This is a genomic window from Curtobacterium sp. MCSS17_015 (genome assembly GCF_003234265.2).
GTDB lineage: Bacteria > Actinomycetota > Actinomycetes > Actinomycetales > Microbacteriaceae > Curtobacterium.
Genome location: NZ_CP126256.1, coordinates 1,812,262 through 1,827,111 on the forward strand (window position 1 = coordinate 1,812,262; position 14,850 = coordinate 1,827,111).

The 14,850-nt window shown below is 71.6% G+C and carries 10 protein-coding genes; all 10 read right to left on the bottom strand.

What is annotated here, in order from left to right; all coding sequences use genetic code 11:
• Positions 1 to 27: 27 nt before the first annotated feature.
• On the bottom strand, positions 28 to 5,886 hold the full coding sequence (locus DEJ18_RS08500; RefSeq protein WP_146241584.1) for an Ig-like domain-containing protein: 5,859 nt from the start codon (positions 5,884 to 5,886) through the stop codon (positions 28 to 30).
• 35 nt (positions 5,887 to 5,921) lie between these two features.
• On the bottom strand, positions 5,922 to 7,334 hold the full coding sequence (locus DEJ18_RS08505; RefSeq protein WP_111210759.1) for a serine/threonine-protein kinase: 1,413 nt from the start codon (positions 7,332 to 7,334) through the stop codon (positions 5,922 to 5,924).
• 138 nt (positions 7,335 to 7,472) lie between these two features.
• On the bottom strand, positions 7,473 to 8,300 hold the full coding sequence (locus DEJ18_RS08510; protein ID WP_111081663.1) for a PP2C family protein-serine/threonine phosphatase: 828 nt from the start codon (positions 8,298 to 8,300) through the stop codon (positions 7,473 to 7,475).
• A gap of 3 nt (positions 8,301 to 8,303) precedes the next feature.
• On the bottom strand, positions 8,304 to 9,065 hold the full coding sequence (locus DEJ18_RS08515) for a hypothetical protein (RefSeq protein WP_111081662.1): 762 nt from the start codon (positions 9,063 to 9,065) through the stop codon (positions 8,304 to 8,306).
• A 53-nt stretch (positions 9,066 to 9,118) separates the two neighbouring features.
• Positions 9,119 to 9,664, bottom strand: a complete 546-nt coding sequence (locus DEJ18_RS08520) for a hypothetical protein (protein WP_111210760.1) — start codon at positions 9,662 to 9,664, stop codon at positions 9,119 to 9,121.
• Between the two features lie 99 nt (positions 9,665 to 9,763).
• Positions 9,764 to 10,534, bottom strand: a complete 771-nt coding sequence (locus DEJ18_RS08525) for a YaaA family protein (RefSeq protein ID WP_349775060.1) — start codon at positions 10,532 to 10,534, stop codon at positions 9,764 to 9,766.
• The gene (locus DEJ18_RS08530; protein WP_110825108.1) at positions 10,531 to 10,794 is read right to left on the bottom strand and encodes a F0F1 ATP synthase subunit epsilon; all 264 of its coding nucleotides are present in this window, start codon (positions 10,792 to 10,794) and stop codon (positions 10,531 to 10,533) included. The genes DEJ18_RS08525 and DEJ18_RS08530 overlap by 4 nt, the downstream gene beginning before the upstream one ends.
• A 1-nt stretch (position 10,795) precedes the next feature.
• Positions 10,796 to 12,250 (bottom strand): F0F1 ATP synthase subunit beta, encoded by a 1,455-nt coding sequence (gene atpD, locus DEJ18_RS08535; RefSeq protein ID WP_111081659.1) that lies wholly within the window; start codon positions 12,248 to 12,250, stop codon positions 10,796 to 10,798.
• Between the two features lie 49 nt (positions 12,251 to 12,299).
• Positions 12,300 to 13,202 carry a F0F1 ATP synthase subunit gamma gene (locus DEJ18_RS08540; protein WP_110825110.1) on the bottom strand — a complete coding sequence of 301 codons (903 nt, stop codon included), beginning with the start codon at positions 13,200 to 13,202 and terminating at the stop codon, positions 12,300 to 12,302.
• On the bottom strand, positions 13,203 to 14,831 hold the full coding sequence (gene atpA, locus DEJ18_RS08545) for a F0F1 ATP synthase subunit alpha (protein ID WP_111081658.1): 1,629 nt from the start codon (positions 14,829 to 14,831) through the stop codon (positions 13,203 to 13,205).
• Positions 14,832 to 14,850 lie beyond the last annotated feature (19 nt).

A 14,850-nucleotide genomic window follows, 5' to 3' on the forward strand; every position in this document is an offset into this window, starting at 1 on the left:
GCGTGCCCGTGCCGCGCGCAGCGGCGGTCACGGGGCCGGCTCGGTGGGGTCAGGGCTCGGCGTCTGCCCCTCGGCGGGCGGCGGCGCCAGCGGGGCGACGGGCGACACCGGCGAGGCGTCCCCCGTCGTCGCCGTGTACGGCACTCCGCCGGTGGCCGTGAGCGTGACCCCGACCCGGACCGACCTGACCCCGACGGGAGCACTCGGTGGGGCTTCCCCCGCCTGCCAGGTGCTCGTCTCGTTCCCCGCGAGCGGAGCACTGCCGACACCGTCGGTGTACCAGCGCACGGTGTACGAGACGACGCGGACCCCGTCCGAGACCGTGGGACCGTCCACCGGGAGGGGGTGCCCCTCGCGAGCCGCGGTCACGGTGCTCGAGGTGTCGAACGCGACGCCCGTCCCGCGCCAGGCGTCCGCGGTGCAGAAGGCGTCACCGGGCGCGCCGCACGCCTGGAGCGTGAGTTCGGCCGGCGCGTTCCGGGCCCCGGTCCCCGGGACGCCGGTCCACCGTTGGCCCGGTCGCAGGTCGACGTCGGTCCCCCCGGTCTGCAGGCGGTAGTGGTCGACCTCGCCACCAGGGGCCGTGACCCGGAGGTCGGACTGCGTCGCGCTGCTCCCGGCGACGATCTCGAGCGTCGGGTCGGGTGTGCCGGCGGGGGTCTCGTAGGTCACGGCGTCGGCGTAGCCCACGTTGCAGAAGAGACCGTTGTCGGACACCACCGCGTACCGGGTGCCCCCGCCGCCGACACCGGCGTCCGTGGTGCCGGACTGGGTACCGACCGGCGTCTGACCGGCGAGGGCCGCGCAACTCGGGGTCGCTCCGACGCCGACCCGGTACACGCGGTAGGTCGGACCCGAACCACCGGCACCGTCCGCCGCGGCCCAGGTGACCGTGACGATCGACTTCCCCCGGCTGTCGGGCACGTCCCCCGTGACGGCACGGATGTCCTGCGGCGCGCCGGGCCGGCCGACGGCGGTCCCGGTCGCCGTCGCGCTGTTCCACTGCACGACGGTGCCGTCACGACCGGCGTCGTTACGGGCCGACACCGTGACCACGTAGGAGGCACCGCTCGTCGCTCCGGAGAACGACGTCGAGGTCGCCGTCCCGGTCCGTGTCGTCGCGGACAGGCCCGGTCCCGTGATGGTCACGAGGTGGTCGTCGACCGCGCTGCCACGCGAGGGGCGCGGGACGGCCTGCCACGACACGTCGACCTGGTCGGGGTTCGTCGGGTCCGGGACCACGGTGAGGCCGACCGGTGCCGCCGGGACGAAGTCCGCGCTCATCACCGCGGACTGCGGGGACGGGTCGGACCGGCCGACCGCGTTCTCGGCGACCACGCGGAACCGGTAGGAGGCCGTCGCGTCCAGGCCGGTGACGGTGCAGACCGTCGCGGTCCCGCAGTCCTGCGTGATCCCGTTCGTGCCGGTCACGCGGTAGCCCGTGACCGGCGCGTTGTTCGACCGCGGCGTCGCCCACGTGAGGGTGATCTGCCCGCCGGTCTCGGCACCGGTCCGTGTGGGGGTGCCCGGGGCGTCGGGGACGTCCTGCACCGAGATCGTGACGTCGCCCCAGACGGCACGCGCGTCGTCGCCCGTGGCGTCCGTGACGCGGTACTGCAGGTGCGTGTCGGTCGTCGACGCGCCAGCGGCGACGGCGACGCGCAGGCGGCTCTTGTCGGCGCTCGGGCTCACCGAGACGCCTGCCGGGAGACCACCGGAGAGACCACGGATGTCGGTGACCCGCAGGGGCCGACCGGGGAACGGGTTCGTCTGACGGTCGTTCGCCAGCACGTCGACCGTGGTGGACTCGCCACGGCGGACGACGGCAGCGTCCGCTCCCGGCTGGACCAGCGGGCGCGTCGAGCCGACGACGTCGACGGCGATGCGCCCCGACCGCCCCTGGTCCGTCGAGTCCGCCACGCCGACGCCGATGACGGCGCGGCTGCCCGTCCTGGCGGAGTCACCGACGTCGATCGTCAGACGACGGCCCGACACCGACGCCCGGGTGCCGTCGCCGGGCTGTTCGATGACCGTCCACCGGAGTTCGGACAGGTCCGCCGGGTAGGGGTAGTCCGTGAGCTTCGTGAGGTCGAGGACCCGACGGCTGCCCGGCTCCATCTCGATCGTCGTCCCGGTCAGCGCCGGCGGCTGGTTCGAGCGCGGGGTCACCGTGATCGGCAGCACGAGGGTCGCGACCCGGCCGGCGCCTCCGTTCGCATCGGAACCGTCGGTGACCTCGAACGAGATCGAGGCCTTGCCGAAGAACAGCTTCGACGAGGTGAACTGCAGCGTGGAGTCGTCGACGACGAGCGGGCTCCCGTCCGCGTGCGTCGCCTTCACCGCCCCGGGGTCCGTCACCGCAGCGGTCCCCCCGTTCGCCGTCACGACGTAGCGCGAGAGCGGGATCCGGACCGTCGACTCGCTCCGCACCGTGATCGCCGGAGCGGTCCGGTCGATCTGCGGCAGCGCGTCGTCGGAGCCCGGCACGTGGACGAAGCCGTACGACACCACGTCCGGGTGGTCGCGACGGGTCACCGAGAACGGGATCACCTGCGAGGACTCGGTCACACGGACGACGATGCGGTCGTCGCGGGTCACCGAGGGACCGTCACCGTAGCCCGACAGCAACCCGACGCGGAGGTCGGCATCGGTGCCCTCGGCGAAGAACACGTTGCGCAGCACGTCGACCGTGACGGTCTGCCGCCCGAGGACGTCCTGCAGGTCGAGCACCGTGTCGTCGACCTCGGGACGCAGGGGCAGCGCGTCCTCGTCGACGGTCACCGTGAGGAAGGCGGTGCTCGTCGCTCCCTGCTCGTCGGTGACGGTGTACGACACGGCGAAGTCCCCACGGGACGCCGACGCCGGCGGCGTGACCCGGACGGTCTCCCCGCCGAGGACCTCCGCCCGGACGTCGGACGAGGTCGGTTCGGCCGACGTGACGGTGAGGTCACCGCCCTCCGGGTCGGAGTCGTTCTCGAGCACGCGCACCGTGACCGTGCCACCGGGACGGATCGTGACGGCGTCCGGTTCGGCCACCGGGCTGCCGGCCTGGTCGGCGCGTGGGGCGATCCCGACCCGGACGGTCCCGGCGGCACGGGCGCCGAGCGCGTCGACGACCGTGTAGGTGAACTCGTCGGTCCCGGCCGCGTAGTCGCCTGCCTCGTAGGTGAGGGAGTCACTCGTCACGTCGGCGACGGAACCCTTGGCGGGGTTCGACGCGACGCCCACGACCTGTACCGAGTCACCGTCCGGGTCGGTCCCGGTGAGGGGTACCGCCACGCGGACGGACTGTCCGGCGACGACCCGCGCGGTCACGGTCGGGGGCACCGGCGCGGCGTTCGTCACACGGTCGCGCTCGCGCACCGAGACGGACACGGTCGCATCCGCGGTCTGCCCGTCGGGACCGGCGATGCGGTAGGCGGCGGTGTACGTTCCCGGCGTGGTCGGCGCGAGGTAGCGCAGGTGGTCGCCCGAGACGAAGAGCAGTCCGCCGCCCCGCGGGACGCCCTGCACGAGGTCCGGCAGCAGCGACAACGCCTCACCCTCGGGCTGGCTGTCGTTGTCGAGGACGTCGATGTCCGTCACGGCCCCCACACGGACGGTCGCCGTGTCCGGTTGGGCCACCGGTGGCTGGATGCGGTCCGGTCTCGGGATCTCGACCACGGTGACGGTGCCGGTCGCGGTGGCGAGCCCGTTCGACACCGTGTACCCGAAGGAGACCGGCCCGTCGAGCGGGGCGGTGAGCGCCACCCGGACGACGTGCTGGTCGAGCACACTCGCCCGGACACCGGATGCTGACGGCGGCCCGTCCAGCCCGGTGACGAGCAGCACCCCGCCGGCGGGGTCGGAGTCCGTCGCCGTGACGTCGGTGTCCTTCGAGGAGAGCGTGGTGACGAACACCGTCTTCGGGGTGGTGACCGGGGCAGCGGAGGCGTCCGGTGGGGCCTGCACGGTGACACGGATGACGCCGCTCGCGGTCTTCGTCCCGTCCGAGACGGTGTACTCCAGCTGCCAGTCCCCTGCGGACCGGGCCTCGACCCGGACCGTGCCGGCGTCGTAGCTCGGGGTCACCGTGAGTCCAGGGGCCGAGGAGACGCTCGTCAGGGTGACCGCACCGTTGCCACCGCGGACGTGCTCGAGCGGCTCCACCGTGAAGGCCTCGTCGGCGTAGCCATCCACGGGGAAGGCGTCCGCCCGCAGCGGGACGTCCCCCTGGGCGGCGACGGCCACGGTCACCGAGCCCCGACCAGGCTCGCGACCGTCGCTCACCGTGATCTGCTGGACGCGGTCGCCCGTCTTCCCGCTGTCGTTGCGGTAGTCGAGCAGCCCGTCCGGTGTCGTCGAGGTGTGGTCGCCGTCGGACGGGGCTGCCGACGCGAGGTACACGGGGTCGCCGTCCGGGTCGATCCAGTCGCCGAGCACGTTGGTCGAGACGTGTCCGCCCTGCACGACGTCCGCCGTGGTGTCGCGGGCCTGACGCGGCGGGTCGTTCTCGGACTCCGGCCGGACCGTCACCCGGACCGTGGCGGTGGCCGACCCACCGTTCCCGTCCGTGATCGTGTACGGGAAGGACACGACACCGGTAGCGGTCGCCGGCAGGGCGATCTGCAGCTGCTGGCCGTTCGACACCACGGCCACCCGCGCCACGGACTCGTCGACCGGGCCGAGCTCGTCGATGACGAGCGGGTCGCCGTTCGGGTCGTGGTCGTTCAGCAGCACCGGCAGCGTGGTCGTCCGCCCCGGGCGGGCTCCGAGGTCGTCGTCGACGGCGACGGGCGGCGCCTGGTCCTCCTCGACCTCGGCCTCGTCGTCGGAGGTCCGCTCCTGCTGCTGGTCGGCTTCGCGGTCGACGAGGTCGGCCCAGTTGTCGATGAGCTGGCCGCTGCGGTCGACCGCCCAGGACCGACCCGTCTCGGGGTCGTTCGCGACGACGGCCTCGCCGTTGTGGACGATCTGCAGCGCAGCGCCGCCGGGCATGCGGTCGAGTCGCTGGAGGGCGCGGCCGCTGCACGTGTCGACGGCCTGACCGCCGTTCCAGGCTCCGAAGGTGCACCGCCCGTCGAGCCACGGCCGGGCGGCGCGGCCGGACACGTCGAGCGTCGTCCCCGTCACGGCCCCGGACGTGGAGACGCGGACGAGTCCCGCCGATCCCGCGACCACGACCGTGTCACCGTCGGCGCTCGAGTGCTGCAGCGCCGGCGCCTGACCGACCCGGTCACCGAGCTCGACGTCCCGCCCGTCGACCGAGAGCACGCGGTCCGTCCGGTCGAGGACGGCGACGTGGTCGCCGATCGCCGCGACCTGGAAGTCGTGATCCCGGTCCATCCGGACCGTCCACCGCTGCCGCACCGAGGGCGAGTCGCCGAGGGACACGAGCGAGGCCGTCCCGGTCCGTGGCGAGTACACGCCCACGCGCTCCTCGGACGCGTCGAACACCGCGTCCGCGCCGAGCGTCAGGTCCGGTTCCGTCGATGCGTCGAACTCGTCGAGGTCGGCTGCGGGGGTCGTCCAGAGCCCGCCGGTCTCGCCGTTGCCCACGACTGCGGTCGCACCGGCGAAGAGCACGCGGGGGCTCCCGGGAGGCAGTGTGACCGCGTCCCCGAGGGTCGCGTCGGTGACGTCGACCCGGGCGACGGTGCCCTTCGTCTCGTCCACGCTGTAGACGGTCGAACCCCGTTGGAGGACCGACACGGCGTCCGACGAGGTCTCGACCGCCGTGTTCAGCTCGAGGATGCCCGGGTTCGCGCGGCCGATGGCGCCGTACTCCGCGGACGGGACCCAGACCGTGCCGTCGCCGAGGTCGACGCGCTGGGCGTGGTAGCCGTCGGAGAGGAGCGCGGTACCGGCGACGACCGCGCCCACGACGACCGCGACCGCAGTCGTCACGGTCGCCGAGCGTCGCCCACGGAGGAGCCGTCGGATCACGACGCCGCGCCGATCGTCGCACAGCGCTCGTCACTGCTGTCGCCGGTCCGACCGTCACGGTTCACCGCGACGCTGATGCACTGTTCGGCCCCTGGGCGTCCGGTGACCACGAAGGTCGTGCCGGACTGTTGACTGGTCGTCCCGTCGGCGGTCACGACGAACGTGTCGCCGGGCCGGAGGCCGGGGTCGGTCCACCGGAAGGTGACGGACGAGCCGCCCGCCGTCGCGCGGAGGTCGGTCACGACGGGCACGGCGTCGGCACCACCACGGGTGACCACGACCAGGGTCGTGACGGCCAGGGCGGCGATGACGACGGCCGAGGCGACGGAGGCCCAGAGGACGGCGCTGCGGGGGCCGCGGCGACCGCGGACGGCCGACGCGCTGCGGTGCACCGTCCCGACGCCGCTCGGAGCGGTCGCTGCCGCCCCGCCCCGGAGCGTCGCCGGGGTGCGCCGACGACGTCCGGTGCGGGTCGGGCTGCCGATGCCGCCGACGACGGTCCGCTCGCCCTCGCGCGCCGGGCTCGAGACCGCCCATGCCTCGACGGCGACCTCGGCCGGGGTCTGCGGGAGGCTGAGTTCGGCCTCGACCTGCTGGAACCCCCGGACGAGGTCCATGACCGTCGTCGGGCGGTGCTGCGGGCGCCGTGACATGGCCGCCGCGAGCAGGCGCTCCAGCGTCGGCGGGACGTCCGGCCTGCCGGTGGCGCGGGGGCCGCCCTTGTCGATCCGCGCCATCAGCGCCGCAGCGCTGTTGTCGCCACCGGACACCTCGAACGGGCTGCGTCCGGCGAGGAGCGAGGACACGGTCGCCGCGAGCGAGTAGACCTCGGACTGGATCGTCCCGCGGGACTCGTCGGCGAGGACCTCCGGCGCCGACCACGGGATCGACATGCCGATGGGCTCGTCCGGGTCTGCCTCGCCGAGGGTGGCGGCGATGCCGAAGTCGGACAGGACCGGGTTGCCGTACGCCGTGAGCAGGATGTTCGAGGGCTTGACGTCACGGTGCAGGACGCCCTCACGGTGGGCGGTCTCGAGCGCGGAACCGATGCGCACCCCCACTGAGAGCACCTGCGACACGGGCACGGGCTCACGCCGGTACCGCTCACTGAGGGACGCGGAGCACAACTCCATCACCAGGTACGGGCGACCGTCGGCGGCGACACTGGCCTGGAAGACCGTGAGGATCGAGGGGTGGGTGCTGAGGCGGGCCATGAGGTTGGCCTCGGCCTGGAACATCTGCCGGACCCGGTCGTCGACGACCTCGTCGAGCAGGACCTTGACGGCGACCTGGCGCCGTGGCATGTCCTGCTCGTAGAGGAACACGTCCGCGAAGCCCCCGGACCCGAGGACGTGCACCGGGCTGAACCCCGGGAGGACCGGAGGGGTCGACGGCAGCCTGCGCGCCATGGTCGCTCCTTCCCGTCAGAGTGGCGTGGACACGATACCGCAGTGGTATTCCAGTGCTGGTGGCCCGGAGGTGTCCGGTGCTCCGGTCACGGGGTCGGCGTCCGGTCCCGTGAGCGGGACAGGACGCCGACACGGCGGTCATCGTCTCGGAAGCGTGTCCTCGACGTCGTCGGTCGACTCGGGGGCCTCGTCGACCTGCAGCACCACGACGGTCACGTTGTCCCGGCCGCCGGCGATGACCGCATCGCCGACCAGCCGTTCTGCCAGCTCCTGCGGGTCGTCCACCTTGGCGGCGATCCGCGAGATGCCGACGTCGCCGATCTCCTTGGTGAGGCCGTCGGAGCACACGACGTAGCGGTCCCCCGTGCGCAGCGGGATCGTCCACCAGTCCGGCTCCGGGGGTTCCCCGAACCCGACGGCTCGGGTGATGACGTTGCTGTCCGGGTGCGACTCGGCGTCCTCGGCGCGGAGGACACCGGCGTCGACCATCTCCTGGACGACCGAGTGGTCGATCGTCAGGCGCTTGAGCGGTCCCCCGGCTTCGCTGCGGTAGGTGCGTGAGTCCCCGACGTTGAACACGAGTGCGGCGGGCTGGCCCTGCCCGGCGACGAGCGCGACGCCGGTGACGGTCGTCCCTGCACCGATCGCGTTGCCGCCGGCCGCGCGCTCGATGTCCGCCGTCGCGAGGAGCAGCGCGCGCTGGATGGTCTGGCGCGAGGCGAACGGCTCCCGGGTCGAGTCGGCGAGTCGACGGACGACGGCGTCCGAGGCACGGTCGCCCGCCAGGTGCCCGCCCATGCCGTCCGCGACGACGAAGTAGGGGGCGTCGACGACGTAGCTGTCCTCGTTGTGGTCACGGCGTCGTCCGACGTCCGTCGCTGCTCCCCACGAGAGCGTGAGGGTCGCACCTCCGGCGTCGGGCAGGGCGATCGCGTGGGAGGAGGTTGCACGGCCGAGTTCGGTCACGGTTCAGGATCGCTCTCTGGGGGTGTGGGACGGACCGGTGGAAGACGGTGGGGACGGCCACGGTCCGGACGAGTCACGGCCGCCGGGAGGGACGGACCGCACGAACGGCGACAGCACCTCGATCGTGTTGCCGTCGCCGATGTCGACAACCGTACCGGTCAGCACGACCATCGAGGCACCCGCGGGCATTCGGTGCGGCGGAGCGCCGGGCGAGCGCACGACGGTTCCGTTCGTCGAGTGGAGGTCGTCGACGACCGCGGTGGCACCGGCCGCGTGGACCAGGAGGTGTGAGGAGGACACCAGGCCGGTCGGCGACGGCACCATGACCAGTTCCGGGACCGGACCGAGGGCGACCCGCGGTGGCGACGGGTGACGGCCGACGAGCACCGGGCGGTCGAGACGGAGGACCCGGCCAGCGATCCGGACGGACGGGACCGTGCGGGTCGGTGCCGACTCGTCGCTGCCGTGCCGCGGGTCGCGCGGCGGGGCACGGTCCGGAGCCGGGGCTCCGCTCGGTGCGGAGGCGCCGGACGGAGCCGGGACAGCGGGGACACCCGGCTGGACCGACGGTGTGGCGGGACGGTGAACAGGCCGCACGACGGTGTCCTCGATCGCCGTCGACGGGTCAGCCGCGGACCCGTCGACCGACGGCCGGACGGCAGCGGCGGTGGCCGCCACCGAGGGCCCGTCGTCCGGATCGTTCCCCAGCGCGTGGCGGCCGCGAGGACGGAGCACGGTGTCCTCGACCAGGTCGTCGTCGTGCACGTGCGGCTCCTTCCGTCGGCACCACCACCGTAGACGATGCGGTGCACCCGCTCTCACCTCCGCCACGCCGGGGGCCGGCGGGTCCGGCACATCCGGTCGACGAGCGTCGCGAGGGGGTCGTCGGCGCGGAGGTCGAGGGCGTACCGGGCGCGTGTCGCAGCACGGAGTTCCGAGCCGAGTGCCCAGGAGCACCAGGCGCCGAGAGCCAGGGCTCCGGCGACGCCCACGACCGTCTGTCCGGAACCGCCCGTCCGGCTCCAGGCGCGCCAGGCCTCCACGCACCGGTCCCCCGCGCGACGCACGCGGTCCGGGTCCGGAGCAGGGCCGCGTCCCAGGAGCGCCGCAGGCATCGGCTCGGTGAAGGGATCGACGCCGGTCAGGCCGGACGCATCGGCTGGCGACGGATCCGCGAGGAACCGGAGGAGCGCGATCCGGGTCGCGAGCGCACCGCAGGTCGTCGTCACGACGACAGCCGCGGCGGCGGAGAGCGGCGCGGGGCCGACGAGCGCACGGGCGCCGGCCCGGAGCGTGATCGCAGCCGCGATCTCGTGGCTGTGGCGGAGGAAGGGCGCTGCGGAGGTCGGAGTGGTGGTGTCCATGTCGACGAGCCTGGCGACGACGGGACCAGTGATCCGCTCCCACCGACACGCCGTGGACAACCGCCGTCAGTGCGAGCCCCTGTGGAGGAGGGCCGACCGTCAGACCGCGACCGGCTCCAGGCTCTCGGCGACGAGGTCCCACGAGTCCCCGACGCGCTCGACGACGACCCCGCTGCCTGCGACCCAGTCGGCCAGCTCCGGCATCGACGACACCGACGCACCCGTCCTGCCGAGCAGGGAAACCAGGCGCCCCTTCGCCGTCTTGTTCCAGTGGTTCAACGCCTTCCGCCGACCGTCACCGGCGATGCTGACCACCCGCAGCGGGACTGCGCCGGGAACGGGCCCGAGCGCGCGGTACCCCTCGGACCGGAGGTCGAGGACCAGCCCGTCGGCCCGCGCCGACAGCGCTGCTGCCGCCGGGACGGGCCAGTGCGACGCCAGACGGAGGCCGGGAAGCCGCGAATCGTGCGACAGCCGGTACGCCGGCACCATGTCACCGGCACCGATCGGGCCGAACATCGCCGACTGGACGACGACGTGTCGGTCCCACCATGCCCGCGTCGCCGCATCCGCACCGAGCGCGTCCAACGGGTCGTAGAGCACACCCGTGTACCGCTCGATCGCTGGCATCGACGGGCTGGTGTCGAGCACCAGGTTCCGCAACCGCTCGGTGACGGACTTCGGTCCGAGCTTCAACGCCGTCCGGGCAGAGGACTCCTCGGAACTGACGGAGCGGGCCGCGGTGATCACCGCGGCCCGCTCTGTGGCCAGTTCCGGGAAGGAGAGCGCCCCGAGGTCGAGGGGGCGCTCCGTGTCCCCGCCCTCCCGCTTCGTCTCCGACGGCGGGAGGAGGACGGTCAGTCCGGTCAGGACGCGAGCGCGGCCTGCCGCGCCACGATCGTGACCGTGTCGTGCTCGACGGAGAGGAAGCCGTCCTCCGCGTCGACCGCGACGGTCGAGCCATCCGCCCGCGTGATGCGGACCTGACCCTGCGCGAGGGTCGCGAGCATCGGCTCGTGCCCCGCGAGGATACCGATCTGGCCCTCCGTCGTGCGTGCGACGACCATGGTGGTGTCGCCCGACCAGACCTCGCGGTCGGCCGAGACGACACTCACGGTGAGACCCGCCATCTCAGCGGTTCTCCTTCTGGATCTGTGCCCACTTCTCTTCGACGTCGTTGATGCCACCGACGTTGAAGAACGCCTGCGTCGCAACGTGGTCGAACTGGCCGTCGGCGATGGCGCGGAAGGACTCGATGGTGTCCTTCAGCGGGACGGTCGAACCCTCGACGCCCGTGAACTTCTTCGCCATGTACGTGTTCTGCGAGAGGAACTGCTGGATCCGGCGAGCACGCTCGACGGTGATCTTGTCCTCTTCGGAGAGCTCGTCCACACCGAGGATCGCGATGATCTCCTGCAGTTCCTTGTTCTTCTGCAGGATCGCCTTGACGCGGGTGGCGGTCTCGTAGTGGTCGGCACCCAGGTACCGGGGGTCCATGATCCGCGAGGTCGACGTCAGCGGGTCGATCGCCGGGTACAGACCCTGCGACGCGATCTCACGCGACAGCTCGGTCGTGGCGTCGAGGTGCGCGAACGTCGTCGCCGGTGCCGGGTCGGTGTAGTCGTCGGCCGGCACGTAGATCGCCTGCAGCGAGGTGATCGAGTGACCACGCGTCGAGGTGATGCGCTCCTGGAGCACACCCATCTCATCGGCGAGGTTCGGCTGGTAACCCACCGCGGACGGCATGCGACCGAGCAGCGTCGAGACCTCGGAACCGGCCTGCGTGAAGCGGAAGATGTTGTCGATGAAGAGCAGGACGTCCTGCTTCTGCACGTCGCGGAAGTACTCCGCCATCGTCAGCGCCGACAGGGCCACGCGGAGGCGCGTTCCCGGCGGCTCGTCCATCTGGCCGAACACGAGGGCCGTCTTGTCGAAGACCCCCGCCTCTTCCATCTCACCGATGAGGTCGTTGCCCTCACGGGTGCGCTCACCGACGCCGGCGAACACCGAGACACCACCGTGGTCCTGCGCCACGCGCTGGATCATCTCCTGGATGAGGACGGTCTTGCCGACGCCCGCACCACCGAAGAGGCCGATCTTGCCACCCTGCACGTAGGGGGTGAGGAGGTCGATCGACTTGATGCCGGTCTCGAACATCGTGGTCTTGGACTCGAGCTGGTCGAAGGCCGGGGCGTTGCGGTGGATCGGCCAGCGCTCGGTGATCTCGAGCTTCTCGTCCGTGTTGAGCACGTTGCCGAGGACGTCGAAGACCTTGCCCTTGGTGACGTCACCGACGGGCACCGAGATCGGGGCGCCGGAGTCGCGGACTTCCTGGCCGCGGACGAGACCGTCGGTCGGCTTCAGCGAGATCGCACGGACGAGGTCGTCGCCGAGGTGCTGCGCGACCTCGAGACCGATCTCCTGCGACGAGTCACCGATGGTGATCGTCGTGAACAGGAGGTTGTACATCTCGGGGATGGCGTCGTGCGGGAACTCGATGTCGACGACGGGACCCGTGACACGGGCGATCCGGCCGACACCGGGCGCCGACGACGTCTCGACCGCGGTGGTGGCGGTGTCGGTCATGGCTGGTGCCTTCCTGAGGGTGGGTTCTGTCCGCGAGCTGCGCGGACCACTACTTCTTCTTCGACGAGAGTGCGTCGGCGCCGCCGACGATCTCGGAGATCTGCTGCGTGATCTCGGCCTGACGCGCGTTGTTGGCGAGTCGGGTGAAGTCGCGGATCAGCGAATCGGCGTTGTCGCTCGCCGACTTCATCGCCTTCTGGCGGGCGGCGTGCTCGGAGGCAGCCGACTGCAGCATGGCGTTGAAGATGCGGCTCTCGATGTAGACCGGGAGCAGGGCGTCGAGGACTGCGTCGGCGTCCGGCTCGAACTCGTACAGCGGGAGGGGCTCGTCGTTCGACGGGGCCTCGACCCCGTCGACGACCTCCAGCGGGAGCAACCGGACGACCTGCGGCTCCTGCGTGGCGAGGCTGAGGAAGCGGTTGAACACGATGTGGATCTCGTCCACGCCGCCCTCGGCCGTGTCCTGGAGGAACTTCGACACGACCGCGTCGCCGATCTCCTTGGCCGTCGAGAACTCCGGCTGGTCGGTGTTCCCGACCCACTGGCGCTCGGACGGACGCTCACGGAACGCGAAGTACCCGACGGACTTACGCCCGACCAGGTAGAAGACGACGTCCTTGCCCTCACTGCGGAGCAGGGAGGCGAGCTCCTCGCCCTGCTTGAGGACGTTCGTGCTGAACGCGCCGTTCAGGCCCCGGTCCGACGTGAACAGCACCACGGCTGCGCGGGTCGAGGTCGCCGGCTCGGTGGTCAGGACGTGGTCGACGTTCGAGAACGTCGCCACGGCCGACACCGCCCGCGTCACGGCCCGTGAGTACGGGCCGGACGCGGCCATGCGGGCCTGTGCCTTCTGGATCCGCGACGCCGAGATCAACTCCATCGCGCGGGTGACCTTCTTGGTGGTCTTCGCCGACTTGATTCGCTGTCGGTAGACCCGGACCTGTGCCGCCATCTAGCGACGACCCTTGACGATCTGCTCCTGGTCGACGTCGTCGGCCGAAGCGGACTCGACCTGCTCGGAGCCCAGGGTCTTGCCGTCGCTGGTCTGGAAGCCCTTGGTGAAGGCGTCGATCTCGCGCTCCATGGCGGCGACGGTCTCGTCGCTGAGCTGGTTCGTCTCACGCAGGGTGGTGAGCACGTCCGAGTTGCGGCGCAGGTGCTCGAGCAGCTCGCCCTCGAAGCGCAGCACGTCGGAGACGGGAACCTCGTCGAGCTTGCCGTTGGTCCCGGCCCAGATCGACACGACCTGCTCCTCCACCGGGTACGGCGAGTACTGCGGCTGCTTGAGCAGCTCGGTCAGGCGCGCACCGCGGTCGAGCTGACGACGCGACGCCTGGTCGAGGTCGGACGCGAACATCGCGAACGCCTCGAGCGAGCGGTACTGCGCCAGCTCGAGCTTCAGCGTGCCGGACACCTTCTTGATCGACTTCACCTGGGCGTCACCACCGACGCGGGACACCGAGATGCCCACGTCGACGGCCGGACGCTGGTTCGCGTTGAACAGGTCCGACTGCAGGAAGATCTGGCCGTCGGTGATCGAGATGACGTTGGTCGGGATGTACGCCGAGACGTCGTTCGCCTTCGTCTCGATGATCGGGAGGCCCGTCATCGAACCGGCGCCGAGCTCGTCGGACAGCTTCGCGCAACGCTCCAGCAGACGGGAGTGCAGGTAGAAGACGTCACCCGGGTAGGCCTCGCGTCCCGGCGGACGGCGGAGGAGGAGGGACACGGCTCGGTACGCCTCGGCCTGCTTGGACAGGTCATCGAAGATGATGAGGACGTGCTTGCCCTGGTACATCCAGTGCTGGCCGATGGCCGAACCGGTGTACGGGGCGAGGTACTTGAAGCCGGCCGGGTCGGAGGCCGGCGCGGCGACGATGGTCGTGTACTCCATCGCGCCGGCGTCCTCGAGCGCACCCTTGACGGACGCGATCGTCGAGCCCTTCTGGCCGATCGCGACGTAGATGCAGCGGACCTGCTTGTCGACGTCGCCCGACTCCCAGTTGGCCTTCTGGTTGATGATCGTGTCGATCGCGATGGCCGTCTTGCCGGTCTGGCGGTCGCCGATGATCAGCTGACGCTGACCGCGGCCGACGGGGATCATCGCGTCGATGGCCTTGATGCCGGTCTGGAGCGGCTCGTGCACCGACTTGCGGGACATGACGCCGGGAGCCTGCAGTTCGAGGGCGCGACGGCCTTCCGCGGCGATCTCGCCGAGACCGTCGATCGGGGCGCCGAGCGGGTCGACCACGCGACCGAGGAAGGCGTCGCCGACCGGAGCCGAGAGGACCTCGCCGGTGCGGGTGACCTCCATGCCCTCCTCGACGCCGCCGAACTCGCCGAGCACGATGGCGCCGATCTCGTCCTCGTCCAGGTTCTGCGCCAGGCCGAGCGTGCCGTCCGCGAAGCGGATGAGCTCGTTGGCCATGACGCCGGGGAGGCCTTCGACGTGGGCGATTCCGTCACCGGCGTCGGTGACGTGCCCGACCTCGGCCGTGGAGGCCTTCGTCGGCTCGTAGTTCGAGACGAAGTCCTTCAGGGCATCACGGATCTCATCGGGGCTGATGGTGATGTCTGCCATGGGATTTTCCTTGTGGTTT

Bases quoted from the DNA above. Each gene is read 5' to 3' on its own strand.
- DEJ18_RS08520 (WP_111210760.1), bottom strand. From the start codon at position 9,664: ATGGACACCACCACTCCGACCTCCGCAGCGCCCTTCCTCCGCCACAGC.
- atpA (WP_111081658.1), bottom strand. From the start codon at position 14,831: ATGGCAGACATCACCATCAGCCCCGATGAGATCCGTGATGCCCTGAAG.
- DEJ18_RS08530 (WP_110825108.1), bottom strand. From the start codon at position 10,794: ATGGCGGGTCTCACCGTGAGTGTCGTCTCGGCCGACCGCGAGGTCTGG.
- atpD (WP_111081659.1), bottom strand. From the start codon at position 12,250: ATGACCGACACCGCCACCACCGCGGTCGAGACGTCGTCGGCGCCCGGT.
- DEJ18_RS08505 (WP_111210759.1), bottom strand. From the start codon at position 7,334: ATGGCGCGCAGGCTGCCGTCGACCCCTCCGGTCCTCCCGGGGTTCAGC.
- DEJ18_RS08540 (WP_110825110.1), bottom strand. From the start codon at position 13,202: ATGGCGGCACAGGTCCGGGTCTACCGACAGCGAATCAAGTCGGCGAAG.